Genomic DNA, 19,300 nt, shown 5'->3' on the forward strand with positions numbered 1-19,300 from the left:
AGATATATAGAAAATAATTCTAGTCAACCCCAAGTTCGGGGGAGCGGAGCGGCGCATGCGATATCTGCCGGTGTTTCTCGATCTACGGACCGGACCGATTCTATTGATCGGTGCGGGCGAGCTCGTGCGCGCCAAGCTGCGGCTGCTGCTGTCGGCCGGCGCGCGGATTCGCTGGTACGCGATTGACGGCGATCATGAGCTTGGCGGTGTTACGCGGGAGCAGGCCGCGCGGATCGAGCGCGGCGCCGGCGATCCGCTTGCGGCCGATTTGTCCGGCGTGATCGCGGTGCTGTGCGCGGGCGCCGGCGACCTGGGACCGGCGATGGCGGCGCGCGCCCGCGCGGTCGGGCTGCCGGTCAATGTGATGGACGATCTGGTCCATTCCAGTTTCATCTTTCCGGCGATCGTCGATCGCGGCGACGTCGTGGTGGCGATCGGCACTGGTGGATCGTCGCCGGTGTTGGCGCGGCGTATCCGCGAACAGATCGAGGCGCTGCTGCCGGCGCGGATCGGCGATCTGGCGAATTTCATCGGCCGCTTTCGCAAGACCTTCAATACGCGGATCGCCCAGTTTCCGCTGCGCCGCCGGTTCTGGGAACGGGTCGTTGATGGGCCGATCGGCGCGTTGGTGCTGGCCGGCCGCGAGGCCGAGGCCGAATATGAACTCACAGGCATCGTCGATCCGTCGCGTTATGCCGGCGCGCAAGCGGCCGGCGCCGAGGGCCGCGTGACGCTGGTCGGCGCCGGACCGGGCGATCCGGATCTCTTGACCATCAAGGCGCTGCGCGCGCTGCAGGACGCCGACGTGGTGTTCTACGATGAACTGGTGACGCCGGAAATTCTCGACCGCATTCGCCGCGATGCGTCGCTTGTGCCGGTCGGCCGTCGCGTCGGCAAACCCGGGATCGGGCAGGACGCCATCAACACCTTGCTGATCGAAGCGGCGCAGGCCGGCCAGCGCGCGGTGCGGCTGAAGGGCGGCGATCCGTTCGTGTTCGGCCGCGGCGGTGAGGAAGTGCAGGCGCTGCGCGATGCCGGCGTCGCCTATTCGGTGATCCCGGGGATCAGCGCCGGGCTCGGCGCCGCCGCGCAATTCGAGGTGCCGCTGACCTATCGTCACGAGGCGCTGCGCATCACCTTCCTCACCGCTCATAAAGCGAAGGACGCCGACACCGTCGACTGGTCGACCCTCACCGACGTCAAGATGACGGTGGTGGTGTACATGGGCATGACCGCGGCGCCCTCGGTGCTCGCCGGCTTGTTGAAGGCCGGGCGCTCGCCGCAGACGCCGGTCGGGGTGTTCGCCCGCGCGACGCGGCCCGATGCCAAGGCCGCAGTCGGCACGCTGTCCGAACTGCCGGTGCTGGTCGAACAGGTCGATGGCGGGCCGGCGATCCTGATCATCGGCGACGTGGTCGCGCATTCCGCGCCGTGGCGCGAAACCCAACTCCAACAACTCCTCATGCAGGTGGCTGCCGAATGACCTCTCCGCTGCAACAGAAGATCAAGATCACCGGACCCTCGGTGGTGACCGCGAACCGCACCTGGGACGGCGTGGTGATCTGGCGCACCAATGCGAAGGACTGGTCGACCGATCTGGCCGACGCCGCGATCGTGCGCACCGCCGACGCTGCGCGCGCTTTGCTGGGTGAATCGGTGGCCGACGATCTCGGCGCGGTCGGCGCCTATATCGCGCCGGTCGAGGTCGATGAGTCCGGCGCGATCAAGCCCGGCAATCTGCGCGAGCAGATCCGGGTCGACGGCGTCACCATCGAATTGCCGGCTCACGCGTAAGGCCTTTTGCAAATGTATGCTTATGATGAAATCGACCGCACCCTGATCAACGAGCGGGTCAGCGAATTCCGCGACCAGGTCAAGCGCCGGCTCAGCGGCGAACTCTCGGAAGATGAGTTCAAGATGATCCGTCTGATGAACGGCGTCTATCTGCAGCTGCACGCCTATATGTTCCGGGTCGCGATCCCCTACGGCACGCTGTCGTCGGCGCAGCTGCGCAAGCTGGCGCATGTCGCGCGCAAATACGACCGCGGCTACGGCCATTTCACCACGCGGCAGAACATCCAGTTCAACTGGATCAAGCTCGCCGACCTGCCGGACGCGCTGGCCGATCTCGCCGAGGTCGGCATCCACGCGATGCAGACCTCCGGCAACTGCACTCGTAACATCACCGCAGATCAATGGGCCGGCGTCGCGCCCGGCGAGGTCGAGGATCCGCGGATCTGGGCCGAACTGCTGCGGCAATATTCGACGCTGCATCCGGAATTCTCGTTCCTGCCGCGCAAGTTCAAGTTCGCCATCACCGCGTCGGCGCACGACCGCGCCGCGATCAAGGTCCACGACATCGGGCTGCGGCTGCATCGCAATGACAAGGGTGAAACCGGCTTCGAGGTACTGGTCGGCGGCGGGCTCGGCCGCACCCCGTTCATCGGCAAGACCATCCGGGAATTCGTGCCGGGCCGCGATCTGCTCAGCTATGTCGAGGCGATCCTGCGCGTCTACAACCAGTACGGCCGTCGCGATAATATCTACAAGGCGCGGATCAAGATCCTGGTGCACGAGCTCGGCATCGAGAAGTTCGCCGAGGAAGTCGAGACCGAGTGGCTGCAGATCCGCGATTCCACGCTGGCGCTGGACGCCGCCGTGGTCGAGGACATCCGCTCGCGCTTCAGCTATCCGGCCTATGAGAAACTCGCGCCGATGCCGGACGAACTGAAGCAGGCCGCGGCTGATCCGCAGTTCGAGGCCTGGCGGACGAATTCGGTCGCGCCGCACAAGGTGCAAGGCTATGCGATCGTGACGCTGTCGCTGAAGCCGATCGGCGGGGCGCCGGGCGACGCCACCGCGGCTCAGATGGACGCTGTCGCCGACCTCGCCGACAAATATTCGTTCGGCGAAATCCGCGTCGGCCACGAGCAGAACCTGGCGTTCCCGCATGTCGCCAAGCGCGATTTGCCGGCGCTGTGGCGCGCGCTCGACAAGATCGGCGTCGCCACCCCGAACGTCAATCTGGTCACCGACATCATTGCGTGCCCGGGACTGGACTACTGCTCGCTCGCCAATGCGCGCTCGATCCCGATCGCGCAGGAGCTGACGCGGCGCTTTGCCAATCACGACACCGCCAATCTGATCGGCCGGCTGCACGTCAATATCTCCGGCTGCATCAATGCCTGCGGCCATCACCATGTCGGCAACATCGGCATTCTCGGCGTCGAGAAGAACGGCGAGGAAGTCTATCAGATCACCATCGGCGGCCGCGCTGACGAGAACGCCGAACTCGGCAAGCTGATCGGGCCGGCGGTGCCTTATGCCGAAGTCGCCGATGTGGTCGAAGACATCGTCGAGGCCTACCTCGCGCTGCGCGAACGGCCCGATGAGCTATTCATCGATGCCGTGAAGCGGCTGGGCGTCGAGCCATTCAGGGAGCGCGTCTATGCCACTCGTTAACAAGGGACAGATCGTCAGCGACGGCTTCGTGCATCTGGCCGACGACGCGAAACTGCCGTCCGACGGCGCCGTGCTGGTGTCGGCGACGCGATTTCTCGCCAATGCGGAATCGCTGTCGGCGCGCAACAGTCCGGTCGGAGTGATCTGGCCGAACAACCGTAGCGTCGACGAGCTGGCGCCGTGGCTGGACCGGCTGGCCGCGGTGGCGCTGGTGTTTCCGACCTTCCGCGACGGTCGCGCGCACAGCCAGGCCCGGCTGTTGCGCGAGCGTCACCATTATCGGGGAGAATTGCGCGCCACCGGGCAGGTGCTGCGCGACCAGTTCACCTTCCTGCTGCGCAACGGCTTCGACAGTTTTGAGGTGAAGAAGGACAGCGACGCTCACGCCTTCGCGGAGGCGACGCAGCGCTACACCGAGTTCTATCAGCCGACCGGCGACGGCCGGCAGACCGCCTTGGAGCGCCGGCTTCGCCAGCGCCATTCCGAAAGCGCCAATTCATGAGCGAACTCGTGCAACCGCTGTCGCAACCGGCCGCACCGACGGCGCAAGAGCTGACCGCACGCGAGCTCGATGCCGCGCTGCGCGCGGCGTCGCCTGCGGAGGTAATCGCGGCGGCGTTGCGCCATCTCGGTCGCGACAGGCTGGCGCTGGTGTCGTCGTTCGGCACCGAATCCGCCGCGCTGCTGAAAGTGATGGCCGATGTCGACCCTTCGATTCCCGTGATCTTTCTCGATACCGGCTGGCTGTTCGAGGAGACGCTGGCCTATCGCGACACCCTGATCGCCACGCTCGGCCTCACCGACGTCCGCTCGATCAAGCCGCTCGAGGAGAATCTAAACCGCGACGATCCGGAGCGGGAATTATGGTTCTCCGATCCGGATAAATGCTGCGCGATCCGCAAGGTCGAGCCGTTGTCGCGCGCCCTTGCGCCGTTCAGCGGCTGGATCAACGGCCGCAAACGGTTTCAGGGCGGGCTGCGTGCCGACATTCCGGTGGTCGAGGCCGACGGCGCGCGATTGAAATTCAATCCCTTCGCCAACGTCTCGCGCGAGGAGATCGCGGCGATCTACACGCTGGCGAAACTGCCGCCGCACCCGCTGGCGGCGTCCGGATTTCTCTCGGTCGGCTGCATGCCGTGCACCAGTCGCGCCGAGTCGAATGAGGACGCGCGCGCCGGACGATGGCGCGGAAAGGCCAAGACGGAATGCGGCATCCACACCATGAAGATTTCGTAGCACAACGCTGTCGCAACTAACCGAACAACGAAATGCCGTTTCGTTGACTAGCGCGCGCTTCTCCGGGAGTTTCGGCCCTTCGCCGTCGATGACATGGTGTCGTCCGGCCAATGGAGATTAAGATGATCCGTCGTCTTGTTCCCGTGCTTGCGGGACTGATCTGGGCAGGCTCGGCGTTCGCCGCGGACGTATCGCTGCTCAACGTGTCGTATGATCCGACCCGCGAACTCTATACCGATTTCAACAAGTCGTTCGCGGCGGCCTATCAGAAGGAATCCGGCAAGAGCGTCGAGATCAAGCAGTCGCATGGCGGCTCGGGCTCGCAGGCGCGCTCGGTGATCGACGGGTTGCAGGCCGACGTGGTGACGCTGGCGCTGGCCTATGACATCGACGCCATCGCCAACAAGGGCCTGCTGGCGAAGGACTGGCAGAAGCGTCTGCCGCAGAACGCATCGCCTTACACTTCGACCATCGTGTTCCTGGTCCGCAAGGGCAACCCGAAGGGCATCAAGGACTGGGACGATCTGATCAAGTCCGGCGTCAGCGTGATCACGCCGAATCCGAAAACCTCGGGCGGCGCACGCTGGAACTATCTGGCGGCCTGGGGCTATGCGCTGAAGAAATCCGGCTCGCAGGAAGGCGCGCGGGACTTCGTCGCCAGTATTTACAAGAACGTGCCGGTGCTGGATACCGGCGCGCGCGGTTCGACCGTAACCTTCGTCGAGCGCGGCGTCGGCGACGTGCTGCTGGCCTGGGAAAACGAGGCGTTCCTCGCGGTCAAGGAATTCGGCAAGGACAAGTTCGAGATCGTGGCGCCTTCCGTCTCGATCCTGGCCGAGCCGCCGGTCGCGGTGGTCGACAAGGTGGTCGACACCAAGGGAACCCGGGCGGTCGCCGAGGCCTATCTGAAGCACTGGTACACCCAGGAAGGCCAGGAAATCGCCGCCCGCAATTTCTACCGCCCTCGGGATGCCGAAATTGCCAAGAAGTATACGAACGCATTCGCCAAGGTTGAGCTGTTCACCATCGACGACGTGTTTGGCGGCTGGACCAAGGCGCAGACCGAGCACTTCGCCGAAGGCGGCGTGTTCGACAAGATCTACAAGAACTGATCGCGAAATGAAGCGAGACGCCCAGGCCGGACCCCCGGCCTGGGAACTGAAGGGGCGAATGTGAGCGCGGCATCCAGACGAAGTGCATTGCCGGGATTCGGGCTCACCATGGGCCTGACCCTGACCTGGCTGTCGCTGCTGATCCTGCTTCCGCTCGCCGGGCTGTTCGTCAAGACCGCCGAGCTGAGCCTGTCGCAGTTCATCGACATCGTCACCAGCGCGCGGACCCTGCACGCGCTGAAGATTTCGTTCGGGCTGGCGTTCGCCGCGGCGCTGGTCAATCTGGTCGCCGGGCTGATCATCGTCTGGGCGCTGGTACGCTACCGGTTTCCCGGCCGTCGCATCTTCGACGCCATCGTCGACATTCCGTTCGCGCTGCCGACCGCGGTGGCCGGCATCGCGCTGACCACATTGTTCGCGCAGAAGGGCTGGCTCGGCGCGCCGCTGGCGGCGCTCGGCATCAAGGTGGCGTTCACCCCGCTTGGCATTTTCATCGCGATGATCTTCATCGGGATTCCGTTCGTGGTGCGCACCGTGCAGCCGGTGCTGATCGATCTCGACGTCGACATCGAGGAGGCGGCGGAGTGCCTCGGCGCCAATCGCTGGCAGACCATCACCAGGGTGATCTTGCCGAGTCTGACGCCGGCGATCCTGACCGGCTTTGCGCTGGCGTTCGCGCGTGCGGTCGGCGAATACGGCTCGGTGATCTTCATCGCCGGCAACCTGCCAAACGTCTCGGAGATCGCGCCGCTGTTGATCGTGATCCGGCTGTCGGAGTTTCGCTACGCCGACGCCACCGCGATTGCGGTGGTGATGCTGGTGGTGTCGTTTCTGATCATTTTTCTATTGAACCGGCTGCAGCGCTGGGCGCAGACCCGCGCTTTGGCCGTGAGTTGACGTGACATGACGATGGCGACGACATCCAGCGCGACCCCGGTCGCAACCACGGCGGCGGCGCAGCCCGTGACCGCCAACGCGATTCGGCTGGCGCAGCGCGATGCCCATACCGAACCGCGCCTGGTGCGCGGCATCGTGATCGGCCTCGCGCTCACCTTCCTGTCGATCTTCGTGGTGCTGCCGCTGCTGCTGGTGTTCGCCGAGGCGTTCTCCAAGGGCTTCGGATTCTATCTCTCGGCATTGAGTGACCCCGAGGCGCTGTCGGCGATCTGGCTGACGCTGGTCACCGCGGCGATCTCGGTCGGCCTCAATCTGGTGTTCGGGGTGGCGGCGGCCTGGGCGATCGCGAAATTCGAATTCCGCGGCAGGACCGTACTGATCACGCTGATCGATCTGCCGTTCTCGGTCAGTCCGGTGATCTCCGGCCTGGTGTTCGTGCTGCTGTTCGGCGCGCAGGGCTATTTCGGGCCGTGGCTGATGGCGCACGGCATCCATATCCTGTTCGCGGTGCCGGCGATCGTGCTGGCGACCACCTTCGTGACGTTCCCCTTTGTGGCGCGCGAGCTGATTCCGCTGATGCAGGAGCAGGGCCAGCAGGAAGAGGAAGCCGCAATTTCGCTCGGCGCGCGCGGCTGGCAGACCTTTTTGAAGGTGACGCTGCCGAACATCAAATGGGGCCTGCTGTACGGTGTTCTGCTGTGTAATGCGCGCGCGATGGGCGAGTTCGGCGCGGTCTCGGTGGTGTCTGGCCATATCCGCGGCGAGACCAACACTATGCCGCTGCTGGTCGAGATTCTCTATAATGAGTACCAGCTCGTCGCGTCGTTCGCGATCGCGTCGCTGCTGGCGTTTCTGGCTCTGGTCACGCTGATTGCGAAGACCGTGCTGGAAGGTCAGATCGAGGAAGGACGGCACGTCAGTGACGATTGAAGTTCGCAACATCGTAAAGCGCTTCGGCTCTTTCACCGCGCTCGACAACGTCGATCTCAAGGTCGAGACCGGCGAGCTGGTGGCGCTGCTCGGCCCCTCCGGCTCCGGCAAGACTACGCTGCTGCGGATCATCGCCGGGCTCGACTGGCCGGATTCCGGCTCGGTGTCGTTCGACGGCGAGGATGCGCTGTCGCGCGGCGCCGGCGAGCGCCATGTTGGCTTCGTGTTTCAGCACTACGCGCTGTTCCGGCACATGAGCGTGTTTGAGAACGTCGCCTTCGGGTTGCGGGTGCAGCCCCGCGCTGTTCGTAAGTCGGAGTCGGAAATTCGGCGGCGCGTCAAGGAGCTGCTCGACCTGGTGCAGCTCGACTGGCTGGCGGACCGCTATCCGAGCCAGCTTTCCGGCGGCCAGCGCCAGCGCATCGCACTGGCCCGCGCGCTGGCGATCGAGCCGCGAATCCTGCTGCTCGACGAGCCGTTCGGCGCGCTCGACGCCAAGGTGCGCAAGGAGCTGCGCAAATGGCTGCGCACGCTGCACGAGGAAATCCACGTCACCTCGATCTTCGTCACCCACGACCAGGAGGAGGCGCTGGAAGTCGCCAACCGCGTGGTGGTGATGGACAAGGGCCGGATCGAGCAGATCGGCACCCCCGGCGACGTCTATGACGAGCCCGCCACCGCCTTCGTGCACGGCTTCATCGGCGAGTCGATCATGCTGCCGGTCGACATTCGCGACGGCCGGATCCGGCTCGGCGACAAGGTGCTCGATCTGGAGTCGCAGAACGCCGCATCGGGTCCGTCAAAACTGTTCATCCGCCGCCACGACCTTGCGGTGGGGCCGGCCGGCAGCGGCGCGCTGCAAGGCGCGGTGAAGCACGTCCGCGCCTTCGGGCCGATGCATCGCGCCGATATTGTGCTCAATGCCCCCGGCCAGGACACGCTGGTCGAGATCGACGCGCCGCGCGACCGCGAGTTGAAGCCCGGCGACCTCGTCGGCCTGCAACCCCGCCGCTACCGGATCTTTGCCGCACGGGAGTAGGTTGCGCCCTCACCACGTCATGGCCGGGCTCGTCCCGGCCATCCACGAAATATCCGTCGATGCATTTCGATCCGGCCCTGCATGTCTCGGGTCGACTTCGGCAGTTTCGATCGGATCGCTGGTGCGATGCGTGCATCGCGAGGATGGCCGGGACGAGCCCGGCCATGACAGCGAGAGGCCGTGCCGGTATCGCGATGGTATGCATCGTGCATGCATGGCAAGCTGTCATGATCACAGAAAATCTAGAAACCGTCGTCGCCGAGATAGCTGCCGAAATGGCGAAGCGGCCGGATCGCGGCGCGGTCGCGCATTACATTCCGGAATTGGCGCGGGTTGGCCCGCACGCGTTCGGCATCGCGGTGATCGACGCCGACGGCAATGTCTTCGCGGGCGGCGACGCCGACGTGCCGTTCTCGATCCAGAGCATCTCGAAAGTGTTCACGCTGACGCTGGCGCTCGGCAAGATCGGCGACCGGTTGTGGCGCCGGGTCGGCCGCGAACCTTCCGGCAGTCCGTTCAATTCGATCGTGCAGCTCGAACGCGAATGCGGCGTGCCGCGCAATCCGTTCATCAATGCCGGGGCGATCGCGGTCACCGATGCGATCCTGTCCGGGCACCAGCCGCGCGAGGCGCTCGGCGAAATCCTCCGCTTCATGCAATTCCTCGCCGCCGATCCCACCATTGCAATCGACGAGGCGGTCGCGGCTTCGGAGCAGCGCACCGGGTTTCGCAACATCGCGCTGGCCAACTACATGAAGTCGTTCGGCGTGCTGGAAAACCCGGTGGAGTTCACCCTCGGGGTTTATTTCCATCATTGCGCGATCGCGATGTCGTGCCGGCAATTAGCGATGGCGGGACGCTTTCTCGCGCATAGCGGCAGGAATCCCTCGACCGGGCATTCGGTGGTATCGCCGCAGCGGGCGCGGCGGATCAACGCGCTGATGCTGACCTGCGGCCATTACGATGGCTCCGGCGAATTCGCCTATCGGGTCGGGCTGCCGGGCAAGAGCGGGGTCGGCGGCGGCGTGCTGGCGATCGCGCCTGGCAAGGCGTCGATCGCGGTGTGGTCGCCGGGGCTGGATCCTTCGGGAAATTCCCATCTCGGCCGGCTCGCGCTGGAGGGGCTGGCCAAGCGGATGGGCTGGTCGATCTTCGGCGTCTGACGCCGGCATTTCAAGGCAAAGCCTCTCAAGGCGACGCCTCTCAAGGTGAAGCTTCGATCAAAAGAAAAGGGCCGAAACGTTTGCACGTCGGCCCTTATTTAACTCGCGTCTTTTACGCCCCGCCTGGGCGTCGACCTGATCGTTGTCATTGCGGCTTGTCGGCCCCCTCTTCAAGCAAGGCTGCTTCGTGATACCAGCTCGAGCTGGAGACCGCCTTGGTGGTGCGAGCCGACGTCATTTCGGCGGGCTGAACCGCCGCATGATATCCCGGGAGTCCGGCGCGACCGCCGACGGGGAATTGATAGATCCTTGCGGATTCCTGATTCAAGTTCGTAGTCACCATGTTCTCCTCTGTGGTTCTCCTTGATACGCAGCGCTTCATTGCGCGGCGCTTCGACTCGCTCTCCACCATATCGGGATCGCACGCGCTTCGTGCAACATGACCAAAGATAAATCATCATTTGGCGAACATTTGCGCATTTGCGGCCTTGCTTAGTAAGTAAACATCTGTGCAGCGCACCCGTTTGCGCCGCCGCCGGCCTGCGTCCATCCGCTGAAGCGCGGCTTCACCAATCGTGGGCCGAAGCTGTTAATGAAGTTTCTTGCTTGCGATACGGGCAGTCACGGGGGCGCTGCCTTGATTTTGACCGCAAACCAGGGCACCGCGCAGCTTCAGCAGGACAAATGCGCGATCCAGGGTCTGGTTCCCGGTTGTTGGGCGGCGCGGCGCCCACCGCGGGTGATATGGAGGCGACCGTGAGGGCGTCGCGAGGCCAATTGGCATAGTCCATGCTTTATAAATGGCGGTTGCTGGCCGCCGGGTACGCGGTTCCAGCGGACTTTGGGACTCCCCACCTTCGCTTCGTCAACTCAGAGAGAACCGCATGACAAAGTACAAGCTCGAGTATGTCTGGCTCGATGGCTACACCCCGGTGCCGAACCTGCGCGGCAAGACGCAGATCAAGGAATTCACCAATTTCCCGTCGCTGGACGAACTGCCGCTGTGGGGCTTTGACGGTTCTTCGACGATGCAGGCCGAAGGCAGCAATTCCGATTGCGTTTTGAAGCCGGTCCGCGTGTTCCCGGATGCCGCCCGCACCAATGGCGTGCTGGTGATGTGCGAAGTCATGATGCCGGACGGTGTGACCCCGCATCCGTCGAACAAGCGCGCCACCATCCTCGATGACGAGGGCGCCTGGTTCGGCTTCGAGCAGGAATATTTCTTTTACAAGGACGGCCGTCCGCTCGGCTTTCCCGCCGCCGGCTATCCGGCGCCGCAGGGTCCGTATTACACCGGCGTCGGCTATTCCAAGGTCGGCTCGGTCGCCCGCAAGATCGTCGAGGAGCATCTCGACCTTTGCCTCGCCGCAGGCATCAACCATGAAGGCATCAACGCCGAAGTCGCCAAGGGCCAGTGGGAATTTCAGATCTTCGGCAAGGGCTCCAGGCGCGCCGCCGATGAAATGTGGATGGCCCGCTATCTGATGGAGCGGCTGACCGAGAAGTACGAGATCGACATCGAATATCACTGCAAGCCGCTCGGCGACACCGACTGGAACGGCTCCGGCATGCACGCCAACTTCTCCACCACCTATCTGCGCGAGACCGGCGGCAAGGACTATTTCGAAGCGTTGATGAAGGCGTTCGCCGAGAACTGGGAATCCCACATCGCGGTGTACGGTCCGGACAATCATCTGCGCCTGACCGGAAAGCACGAAACCGCGCCCTGGAACAAGTTCAGCTATGGCGTCGCCGATCGCGGCGCGTCGATCCGGGTGCCGCATTCCTTTGTCAACAACGGCTACAAGGGCTATCTGGAAGACCGTCGCCCGAACTCGCAGGGCGACCCCTACGCCATCGCCTCGCAGATCCTGCAGACCATCGCCTCGGTGCCGACCGCCAAGGCGTCCGCCGCGGCCTGAGGCTTCGGCCGGAACGATTGCATCGCGGCCCGGACGCAAGTCCGGGCCGTTTGTCTTGCGGGATGCCGTTGCGTTCAGCCGGGCGAACAGCGTCCGTGCCCTGGACGCGTCGCCCGTCCAATTTCCCCGCCGTTCACCTTTCAGCCACGGTTGGTGTGCAACAACGAGGCTGGTTTGGGGAACTGACATGAAGCGCGGGGCGGTGGCCGTTTTCGGCCTTTTGGTGCTGGCGGGATGCGCCGGCGAGGCGCCGGTGACCGAGCAACCGACGATGTATCTGAGCATGGCCAATGGCGGCGCCAAGCTCGATCCGGCCGCGGCGGCCTCGATGATTTCACTGTATCGGCAGAACAACGGCCTCGGTGGGGTCACGGTCGACCCCGCGCTGATGCAACTCGCCGAAGACCAGTCGATGGCGATGGCCAAGCGCAACAAGCTCGACCATGACGTCAAGGCACCGCTGGCGAAACGGCTGAATGCCTCGGGATATCCTGCCACGCTGGCGGTGGAGAACGTCTCCGCCGGCTACCATACGCTGGCCGAGGCGTTCTCCGGCTGGCGCGATTCGCCGCCGCACCGGGCCAATATGCTCAAGGCCGGCGTCACCAAGCTGGGCATTGCCGCCAGCTATGCGCCCAACACCAAATACAAGGTGTTCTGGACCCTGATCCTGGCGTCCGCCGAAGCGCCGCGATAACCCCGGCGTGATCGCAATGCACCATTTGCATGATTGACGCGGCGGCGTCGGAACGCCACGGTGCGCCGTCCGTTGTGACACGACACGATCGGAAATGATGGATTCTTCCTCCGATAAACCGGCCGACTCGGCCGCCACCCCCGCGCAGGCGCGGCGGGTGCTGGTGCTGCAGGGCGGCGGCGCGCTCGGCTCCTATCAGGCCGGGGCCTATCAGGCGCTGTGCCATCACGATTTCGAGCCGCAATGGGTCGCCGGTATTTCTATCGGCGCGATCAATGCCGCGATCATCGCCGGCAACCCGCGCGAGAACCGCATCGCGAAGCTGAAGGAATTCTGGGAACTGGCGTCGTCGCCGGTGCCGTGGCAGCCGATGCTGCACAGCGACCGCGCGCATTCGATCTACAACGAGACCAGTGCCGCGGTGATCGCCGCATTCGGTGTGCCCGGCTTCTTCAGCCCGCGGTTTCCGCCGGCGCAGCTGTTTCCGTCGACCAATCTGGCGTCACTGAGCTATTACGACACCACGCCGCTGCGCGCGACGCTGGAGCGGCTGGTGGATTTCGACCTGATCAACCACAACGGCATCCGGCTCAGCGTCGGCGCGGTCAATATCGTCACCGGCAATTTCACCTATTTCGACAATACCAAGCAGAAGATTGGTCCCGAGCACATCATGGCGTCGGCGGCGCTGCCGCCGGGGTTTCCGGCGATCGAGATCGACGGCGAGTTCTTCTGGGACGGCGGCATCGCCTCCAATACGCCGCTCGATTATGTGCTGGACTGCGAGCAGGTCGACGATCTGCTGATCTTCCAGGTCGATCTGTTCAGCGCCCGCGGCCGCTTGCCGGAAACCCTGCTGGAAGCCGCCGAGCGCGAAAAGGACATCCGCTTTTCCAGTCGCACCCGGCTCAACACCGACAAGAACAAGCAGATCCACAACACCCGCAACGCTCTGCGCGATCTGATCGGCCGGCTGCCGGACGAGCTGCGCGACGATCCCGCCTACGCCATCCTGCACGAGGCGGCCAAGGAAAACACCGTCACGGTGGTGCATCTGATCTACCGTAAAAAGGATTACGAGGCGTCGTCGAAGGATTACGACTTCTCCCGCCTCAACATGATCGAGCACTGGAAGGCCGGCGAGCAGGACGTCTACGTCTCGATGCGGCATCCCGATTGGCTACAACAACCGCAGAACGGCGAGACCATGGTGACCTGGGATCTCACCGCCGACGCCTTCAAATAGCGTCCTTCAGAGAGCTTTCCCCCGCGCGTCGGGCGTTGTCGAAATCACATCAAACAGGAGCAAGCGAATGGTTAGTCTGACAGGCAAGACCGCGGTGGTGACCGGCTCGACCAGCGGCATCGGCTTGGCCTATGCGCGAACCTTCGCCAAGGCCGGAGCCAACATCGTCATCAACGGCATGGGCGAGCCCGCCGAGATCGAGAAGGAACGCAAGGCGATCGAGACCGATTTCGGCGTCAAATGCGTGTATTCGCCGGCCGACATGATGAAGGCCGCCGAGATCGCCGGGATGATCGCGCTTGGCGAAACCACCTTCGGGTCGGTCGACATCCTGGTCAACAATGCCGGCATTCAGTTCGTATCGCCGATCGAGGATTTTCCGATCGAGAAATGGGACGCCATCATCGCCATCAATCTGTCGTCGGCGTTTCACGGCATCCGCGCCGCCATTCCCGGCATGAAGAAGCGCGGCTGGGGCCGCATCATCAACACCGCCTCGGCGCATTCGCTGGTCGCCTCGCCGTTCAAGTCGGCCTATGTGGCCGCCAAGCACGGCATCGCCGGTCTCACCAAGACCGCGGCGCTGGAGCTTGCGACCTTCAAGATCACCGTCAACTGCATCTCGCCGGGTTACGTCTGGACGCCGCTGGTCGAGAAGCAGATTCCCGACACCATGAAGGCGCGCAATCTCACCAAGGAGCAGGTCATCAACGACGTGCTGCTGCTGGCGCAGCCGACCAAGCAGTTCGTCACCTCCGAACAGGTCGCAGCCCTGGCGCTGTATCTGTGCGGCGACGACGCCAGCCAGATCACCGGCGCCAATCTGTCGATGGACGGCGGCTGGACCGCGGCGTAGCGGCAGCTCCTCACAGGCATTCGGCATTCGTGTTCGTCGTGGCCGGGCTTGTCCCGGCCATCCACGGGAACGTTGAATGCCTCGGCTGTGGTCGTAGATGCTCGCGACAAGCGCGGGCATGACGTGGAAACGACGGTGCGCCGATCAAGCCTCCTTGCAGACGAGGCTGCACGGCTTTGCGCTACTCTGAAATGTACCGAATAAGGCGGCGAATTCAAACGCTTCGAGATGCCTTGATTCATCTCAAACGTGAACGAAGCGGCGATGGTAGGAATTAAATATAATGAACGTGTGCCCCAATGGCTTCAAACAGAGGCGTCGTCATGTCGCACCATCAGAAGCTTTTTGGACGAGCAGCTTTCTACCGTAGCCAAGCATCGGTTTCCAAAACCGATCGACACGCTGCGGAAATGTTGGAACTTGCCGATTTCTTTCTGCGAATGGCTCATGACGTACGTGCCTTCGAAACAGCCGAAAAGCCGTCGCCTTCTGATTCAGGTGCGCGGCGCATGTTGAGCCGATCAGCCAGATCATGGGCTGTCCCGCAACTGAGGCTGCCAAAGGTTCGTGACCTCTTGCTCCAGATGCCAAGGCTGTGACGGGCAGCGAACCGAACCCCTAAGGTTCGTGCAGAGGTTCTCGACCTCCGGTTGCCGCGAAGCGGCTAAGCGTCCTTCTTCCCGAACGCCAGCACGTGCAGCCCTAGCCGGCGACGCACGATCCAGAACAGCAGCACGGTTTCGAACACCAGCGCCGCCGAGGTCGACGCCGCGGCGCCGTGGCCGCCGTAGCGCGGCACCAGCACGAGGCACAGCGCGATGTTCATCGCGAACGCCAGCGCATAGGCCAGGGCGCAGATCCGCTGATGCCCGAGCATGTTGAGCAGCCGTTCCACCGGACCGATTGCGGCGCGGACTACCAGCCCGATCGCGGCGATGAACATGATGTCGTAACCGCCGACAAATTGCGGCCCGAACAGCCAGAGCAGCGGCTTGCCCAGCGCCAGCAGCGCCACGGTCGCGGCCAGCGACGGCCAGAACGTCCACTTGATGGCATACGCGACATAGGCCGCCAGCCGGGCCTTGTCGCCGGAGGCGTGATATTCGGTGAAGCGGTGCGCGGTGGTCGCCGACATCGCGTAGTGAATGAACGACACCAGCGCCAGCGTCTTCACCACCGCGTAGTAGATTCCGACCTCCTCCGCCGAGCGGAACTGCTGCAGCACCAGGATGTCGCTGTAGGACAACAGCAGATAGAAGCCTTCGACCAGCAGGATCGGCAGCGACACCGCAAGCCAGCCGCGAAAATCGTAAGCCTTCGGACCGGCCTCGACGTGGCCGTCGAGCCGGCGGTTCAGCGCGATCATCTGCCCGGTCATCGCGATCCACACCGCTGCGCAACTGGCGATCATCGCCACCACCGCGCCGAGATGGAAGCCGAGCGCAAAGGCGCCGGCGGTGAAGCCGATGATCATCGCCTGCCGGATGATGAATTGCGGCATCAGGCCGAGCCGCATCCAGTCGTGCGAGCGCGCGATGCCGTCCTGGGTATTGGCGACCACGAAGGCCGGCAGCGTCAGGCAGCCGATATAGAGCGGCAGCACGGTCGCGGCGTCGATCGACGACGACAGCGTCCAGACCAGACCAGCGAGCAGCAGCGACACCGCGCTGGACGCCGCCAGTGTCGCCCAACGGCTGCCGGACAGAAAGCCGCGCAGCAGCGCTAGATCGCCGACCGCGCGATATTCCGGGATGATCTTTTGCGCCGAGGTCGCGAAGCCGAAATCCAGCATGCTGCCAAGCAGCAGCACCCAGGTCCAGACATAGACGTAGATGCCGTAGTCGGAGCCGCCCATCCAGCGCGCCAGCAGGATCTGCGCGAAATAGGCCATTGCGGCGCTGACGACGCGGATCAGGAAGATGGTGCCGGCGAGCCGGTTGGTGAGCGAGTTCTCATTGGAGCTGCCGAACATTGCGCGCAGCCGCGCCTTCAGGCCCGCGAGCGGCGTTGCTGCTGATTGAGCATCCATGAGAGCCAAAGCGCGAAACCCTGGAGATTGGCGTTGCGGCCGCAGGCAAAGCCCGCGGCGATCCGATCTAGCAAGGATTCGTTAAGATTCGGTTGGGCGAACCAGGCACCGTTGACCAATACGGGACAGGCGGGGTCTGCGGACAGCGGTTAGATTGCAAATTGAGAATCGGACTGAATATCAGCCGACGCGGGACAGCGGAGCGAATCGCAGTTTCGTGGGTATTTAGATAAGGTGATGGATCGCGTTCGGCGTTTGATCCCCCGATTTTCGACCGTGTTCTGTGGACCCGTGATGGAACCTCGGAATGTTGATCGGGTTTGCCACACGACACATGCTACAAGTTCTCAACACACGGTCAGCCAGATAGCCCGATACCTGGTTCGCGCTAAACTGATCTCCAGGCAGGATTTACTCGATGCCGAAAATTCCAATGCCGAAACTATCCGTCCGGGTCGTCGGCCAACTCGTTGTGGCGGCGATTGTCGCCTTGGTTGCTGCAGCGGCCTTGGACTATATCGCGCACAGCCAGCTTGAACTGTCGCCCGATGCGGTCCGTGGTGGCGCTCTCAATGGCGCGAGTCTGGTGGTCGCATTTCTGCTTGTCGCCGGAATTGGCCGTAGCCAAAAAGACAAACGGTAATCGGCCGCCATCCAACTAACAGTTAGTTGTCGGGAAATTGCCTGACATGGCGAAAACGTTCGCGTTTATTTCGCGCGAGCGACCGGCTCGTTGCGCGGGCCAACTAACCGTTAAGAATATCCTCGTAGCTGTACGAGGCCATCGGGTCGTTCGTCCGAACGACAGTGGCGCCAGTGACGACCCCAGTTGGATTGTTGCCAGTGACCCACGCTATCATGCCGACTTCTGTCGAAGTCTTCTTCGACGACATCATCGTTTCCAAAACCGACACCAAAGGTCGCATCACCTACGCCAACAGAGTGTTCGCTCAGGTGTGCGGTTACAGTGAGGCCGAACTGATCGGCAAGCCGCACAGTATCCTGCGACACCCCGATATGCCGCGCTGTGTGTTCAAACTGCTATGGGATACCATTCAGAACGGGCGTGAGATTTTCGCCTACGTCAAGAACATCACGCGGAACGGTGATTTCTACTGGGTGTTCGCCCATGTGACGCCGTCGTTCGATTCCGAGCGCAACATCATCGGCTACCACTCCAATCGCCGCGTTCCCGAGCGTCGCGTCATCGGCGCTCTCGCGCCGCTCTATGCCGAGCTGCTGGCCGAGGAGGCCCGCCACCGCAATGGCAAGGAGGCGTTGGAAGCCGGATATCGCCGCCTGATCGCGTTCGTCAATTCAAAGAACATGTCCTATGACCAGCTTGTCTTCGCTCTCTAAGGCCGTCGCCTGCCTCGCCGTCGCGGCTGCGGCGTTAATCGCCGCATCGATCGGCGCGGCGCTGGACTCGCCGTGGCTGCTGGCCGCCGGCCTGGCCGCGATCGCGCTGGCGCTGGGCGCAATCGGCGCGCTGCTGTTCAGGTTCGATCGTGCGGTGGCTCAGCTCGGAGAGGTCTGCGGCCGGATCGCCGACGGCGATTTCGAGGCCCGCGTGATGTATAGCCGCGAAGGCGGCCGTCTCGGCGAGCTGCAGCACGGCCTCAACGACATGATCGACCGCTGCGATGCGTTCGTCCGCGAGGCCAGCGCCGCAATGGGGGCGATTCGCGACGACAAGTATTATCGTCGGATCCTGCCGCAGGGCCTGCGCGGCGCGCTGCTGATCGCCAGTCAGACCATCAACGACGCCATGCAGGCGATCGAACTCCGCGTCGCGGCCTTCAACGCCAACACCGCCGAATTCGAAAGCGCGATCGGCGCGGTAATCGGCACCGTTTCGGCGGCCTCGAACAATATGGGCGACACCGCCAGCAGCCTCGGCCGCGGCGTGGCGGCGACGCGGGAGCGGGCGCTTGCGGTGTCGGCGGCGTCCGAGCAGGCCGCCGCCAATATGGAGACCGTCGCGGCGGCGACCACCGAATTGACCGCGTCGGCCAACGAGATCTTCGGCAACGTCAACCGCTCGGCCGCGATCGCCAAGGCGGCGGTGTCGAACGCCGAAAGCGCCCGCGTCACCGTCGGCGGCTTGCGCAGCGCCACGGAACGGATCGGCACCATCGTGCAGCTGATCGATGAAATCGCCGCCCAGACCAATCTGCTGGCGCTCAATGCGACGATCGAAGCGGCCCGCGCCGGCGAGGCGGGCAGGGGCTTCTCGGTGGTCGCCCAGGAGGTGAAATCGCTCGCGGCGCAGACCGCGAAGGCGACCCAGGATATCTCGGTGAGCATCGCCGAAGTGCAGGAAACCACCAAGGAGGCCGCGGACGCGATCGCGAACATCAGCCAAACCATCGGCGAGGTCGACGAGATCACCCATCACGTGGCGCGAGCGGTGGAGGCGCAGACCGCCGCCACCGGCGAAGTGGCCCGCAATATCGAGCAGGCTTTCGCCGGGATTCGCGATATTTCCGGCAATATTCAGGGCGTCAGCGTCAATGTCGGCGAGACCGAACAGCACGCCGGCACCACGCTCAGCGCTTCGAGCTCGCTCGCCGAACAGGCGGCGACGCTCGGCGACACGGTCCGCAGTTTTCTGCAATCACTGCGCCGCGGCGAACAGGAACGCCGCGCCCAGGCTGGTTGATCTGGTCGGTTCAACAAGGTCCGGCCGGCCAGGTGCGAACCGGCCGGCT

Annotated in this window: 19 protein-coding genes; 17 read left to right on the top strand and 2 right to left on the bottom strand. The window is 63.8% G+C overall.

Features of this window, described 5'->3' with window-relative positions:
- Window positions 1-55 precede the first annotated feature (55 nt).
- The 10 genes from cysG (at window position 56) to HXX15_RS18425 (ending at window position 9,839) form a co-directional block, all read left to right on the top strand.
- Complete coding sequence (gene cysG / locus HXX15_RS18380; protein ID WP_296517820.1) at window positions 56-1,483, top strand: siroheme synthase CysG; 1,428 nt, start codon at window positions 56-58, stop codon at window positions 1,481-1,483.
- On the top strand, window positions 1,480-1,794 hold the full coding sequence (locus HXX15_RS18385; protein ID WP_296517822.1) for a DUF2849 domain-containing protein: 315 nt from the start codon (window positions 1,480-1,482) through the stop codon (window positions 1,792-1,794). The genes cysG and HXX15_RS18385 overlap by 4 nt, the downstream gene beginning before the upstream one ends.
- A 12-nt stretch (window positions 1,795-1,806) precedes the next feature.
- Window positions 1,807-3,462, top strand: a complete 1,656-nt coding sequence (locus HXX15_RS18390; protein WP_296517823.1) for a nitrite/sulfite reductase — start codon at window positions 1,807-1,809, stop codon at window positions 3,460-3,462.
- Window positions 3,449-3,964 carry a DUF934 domain-containing protein gene (locus tag HXX15_RS18395; RefSeq protein WP_296517824.1) on the top strand — a complete coding sequence of 172 codons (516 nt, stop codon included), beginning with the start codon at window positions 3,449-3,451 and terminating at the stop codon, window positions 3,962-3,964. Before HXX15_RS18390 ends, HXX15_RS18395 begins: the two co-directional genes overlap by 14 nt.
- A complete protein-coding gene (locus HXX15_RS18400) occupies window positions 3,961-4,698 on the top strand; it encodes a phosphoadenylyl-sulfate reductase (protein WP_296517825.1) in 738 nt (245 codons plus the stop codon). Before HXX15_RS18395 ends, HXX15_RS18400 begins: the two co-directional genes overlap by 4 nt.
- 122 nt (window positions 4,699-4,820) lie before the next feature.
- Window positions 4,821-5,810, top strand: a complete 990-nt coding sequence (locus tag HXX15_RS18405; RefSeq protein WP_296517826.1) for a sulfate ABC transporter substrate-binding protein — start codon at window positions 4,821-4,823, stop codon at window positions 5,808-5,810.
- 60 nt (window positions 5,811-5,870) lie between these two features.
- Window positions 5,871-6,707, top strand: coding sequence for a sulfate ABC transporter permease subunit CysT (gene cysT / locus HXX15_RS18410; RefSeq protein ID WP_296517827.1), 837 nt, complete (start codon window positions 5,871-5,873; stop codon window positions 6,705-6,707).
- Between the two features lie 6 nt (window positions 6,708-6,713).
- Window positions 6,714-7,637, top strand: coding sequence for a sulfate ABC transporter permease subunit CysW (cysW, locus tag HXX15_RS18415; RefSeq protein WP_296517828.1), 924 nt, complete (start codon window positions 6,714-6,716; stop codon window positions 7,635-7,637).
- Complete coding sequence (locus tag HXX15_RS18420; protein ID WP_296517829.1) at window positions 7,627-8,676, top strand: sulfate/molybdate ABC transporter ATP-binding protein; 1,050 nt, start codon at window positions 7,627-7,629, stop codon at window positions 8,674-8,676. Before cysW ends, HXX15_RS18420 begins: the two co-directional genes overlap by 11 nt.
- A gap of 227 nt (window positions 8,677-8,903) precedes the next feature.
- A complete protein-coding gene (locus HXX15_RS18425; RefSeq protein ID WP_296517830.1) occupies window positions 8,904-9,839 on the top strand; it encodes a glutaminase in 936 nt (311 codons plus the stop codon).
- A gap of 145 nt (window positions 9,840-9,984) precedes the next feature.
- On the opposite strand, the gene HXX15_RS18430 is transcribed toward HXX15_RS18425, so the two are convergent.
- Window positions 9,985-10,251 carry a DUF2735 domain-containing protein gene (locus HXX15_RS18430; RefSeq protein ID WP_366558595.1) on the bottom strand — a complete coding sequence of 89 codons (267 nt, stop codon included), beginning with the start codon at window positions 10,249-10,251 and terminating at the stop codon, window positions 9,985-9,987.
- A gap of 472 nt (window positions 10,252-10,723) precedes the next feature.
- Between HXX15_RS18430 and HXX15_RS18435 the strand changes: the two genes are divergently transcribed.
- The 4 genes from HXX15_RS18435 to HXX15_RS18450 all read left to right on the top strand — a co-directional run bounded on the left by HXX15_RS18435 (window position 10,724) and on the right by HXX15_RS18450 (window position 14,560).
- Window positions 10,724-11,761, top strand: coding sequence for a glutamine synthetase beta-grasp domain-containing protein (locus HXX15_RS18435; protein ID WP_296517831.1), 1,038 nt, complete (start codon window positions 10,724-10,726; stop codon window positions 11,759-11,761).
- A 187-nt stretch (window positions 11,762-11,948) separates the two neighbouring features.
- Window positions 11,949-12,458 carry a CAP domain-containing protein gene (locus HXX15_RS18440; RefSeq protein WP_296517832.1) on the top strand — a complete coding sequence of 170 codons (510 nt, stop codon included), beginning with the start codon at window positions 11,949-11,951 and terminating at the stop codon, window positions 12,456-12,458.
- Between the two features lie 97 nt (window positions 12,459-12,555).
- Window positions 12,556-13,704, top strand: a complete 1,149-nt coding sequence (locus tag HXX15_RS18445; RefSeq protein ID WP_296517833.1) for a patatin-like phospholipase family protein — start codon at window positions 12,556-12,558, stop codon at window positions 13,702-13,704.
- Window positions 13,705-13,771: 67 nt separating this feature from the next.
- Window positions 13,772-14,560, top strand: coding sequence for a 3-hydroxybutyrate dehydrogenase (locus tag HXX15_RS18450; protein WP_296517834.1), 789 nt, complete (start codon window positions 13,772-13,774; stop codon window positions 14,558-14,560).
- Between the two features lie 664 nt (window positions 14,561-15,224).
- Here the strand turns inward: HXX15_RS18450 and HXX15_RS18455 are convergent.
- On the bottom strand, window positions 15,225-16,589 hold the full coding sequence (locus tag HXX15_RS18455) for a polysaccharide biosynthesis C-terminal domain-containing protein (protein ID WP_296517835.1): 1,365 nt from the start codon (window positions 16,587-16,589) through the stop codon (window positions 15,225-15,227).
- Between the two features lie 418 nt (window positions 16,590-17,007).
- Between HXX15_RS18455 and HXX15_RS18460 the strand changes: the two genes are divergently transcribed.
- The 3 genes from HXX15_RS18460 to HXX15_RS18470 all read left to right on the top strand — a co-directional run bounded on the left by HXX15_RS18460 (window position 17,008) and on the right by HXX15_RS18470 (window position 19,251).
- Window positions 17,008-17,232, top strand: a complete 225-nt coding sequence (locus tag HXX15_RS18460) for a hypothetical protein (RefSeq protein ID WP_296517836.1) — start codon at window positions 17,008-17,010, stop codon at window positions 17,230-17,232.
- Window positions 17,233-17,432: 200 nt separating this feature from the next.
- Window positions 17,433-17,948: a PAS domain-containing protein gene (locus HXX15_RS18465; RefSeq protein WP_296517837.1), complete on the top strand. Its 516-nt coding sequence runs from the start codon at window positions 17,433-17,435 to the stop codon at window positions 17,946-17,948.
- On the top strand, window positions 17,923-19,251 hold the full coding sequence (locus tag HXX15_RS18470) for a methyl-accepting chemotaxis protein (RefSeq protein WP_296517838.1): 1,329 nt from the start codon (window positions 17,923-17,925) through the stop codon (window positions 19,249-19,251). The genes HXX15_RS18465 and HXX15_RS18470 overlap by 26 nt, the downstream gene beginning before the upstream one ends.
- Window positions 19,252-19,300 lie beyond the last annotated feature (49 nt).

The organism is Rhodopseudomonas sp. (assembly GCF_013377015.1).
GTDB lineage: Bacteria > Pseudomonadota > Alphaproteobacteria > Rhizobiales > Xanthobacteraceae > JARJEH01.

Coding starts and splice junctions, on each gene's coding strand:
- HXX15_RS18445 (WP_296517833.1), top strand. CDS start 12,556: ATGGATTCTTCCTCCGATAAACCGGCCGACTCGGCCGCCACCCCCGCG.
- HXX15_RS18435 (WP_296517831.1), top strand. CDS start 10,724: ATGACAAAGTACAAGCTCGAGTATGTCTGGCTCGATGGCTACACCCCG.
- HXX15_RS18390 (WP_296517823.1), top strand. CDS start 1,807: ATGTATGCTTATGATGAAATCGACCGCACCCTGATCAACGAGCGGGTC.
- HXX15_RS18385 (WP_296517822.1), top strand. CDS start 1,480: ATGACCTCTCCGCTGCAACAGAAGATCAAGATCACCGGACCCTCGGTG.
- cysG (WP_296517820.1), top strand. CDS start 56: ATGCGATATCTGCCGGTGTTTCTCGATCTACGGACCGGACCGATTCTA.
- HXX15_RS18405 (WP_296517826.1), top strand. CDS start 4,821: ATGATCCGTCGTCTTGTTCCCGTGCTTGCGGGACTGATCTGGGCAGGC.
- HXX15_RS18460 (WP_296517836.1), top strand. CDS start 17,008: ATGCCGAAAATTCCAATGCCGAAACTATCCGTCCGGGTCGTCGGCCAA.
- HXX15_RS18455 (WP_296517835.1), bottom strand. CDS start 16,589: ATGGATGCTCAATCAGCAGCAACGCCGCTCGCGGGCCTGAAGGCGCGG.
- HXX15_RS18470 (WP_296517838.1), top strand. CDS start 17,923: ATGACCAGCTTGTCTTCGCTCTCTAAGGCCGTCGCCTGCCTCGCCGTC.
- HXX15_RS18430 (WP_366558595.1), bottom strand. CDS start 10,251: ATGGTGGAGAGCGAGTCGAAGCGCCGCGCAATGAAGCGCTGCGTATCA.
- HXX15_RS18450 (WP_296517834.1), top strand. CDS start 13,772: ATGGTTAGTCTGACAGGCAAGACCGCGGTGGTGACCGGCTCGACCAGC.
- HXX15_RS18395 (WP_296517824.1), top strand. CDS start 3,449: ATGCCACTCGTTAACAAGGGACAGATCGTCAGCGACGGCTTCGTGCAT.
- HXX15_RS18400 (WP_296517825.1), top strand. CDS start 3,961: ATGAGCGAACTCGTGCAACCGCTGTCGCAACCGGCCGCACCGACGGCG.
- HXX15_RS18440 (WP_296517832.1), top strand. CDS start 11,949: ATGAAGCGCGGGGCGGTGGCCGTTTTCGGCCTTTTGGTGCTGGCGGGA.
- cysW (WP_296517828.1), top strand. CDS start 6,714: ATGACGATGGCGACGACATCCAGCGCGACCCCGGTCGCAACCACGGCG.
- HXX15_RS18425 (WP_296517830.1), top strand. CDS start 8,904: ATGATCACAGAAAATCTAGAAACCGTCGTCGCCGAGATAGCTGCCGAA.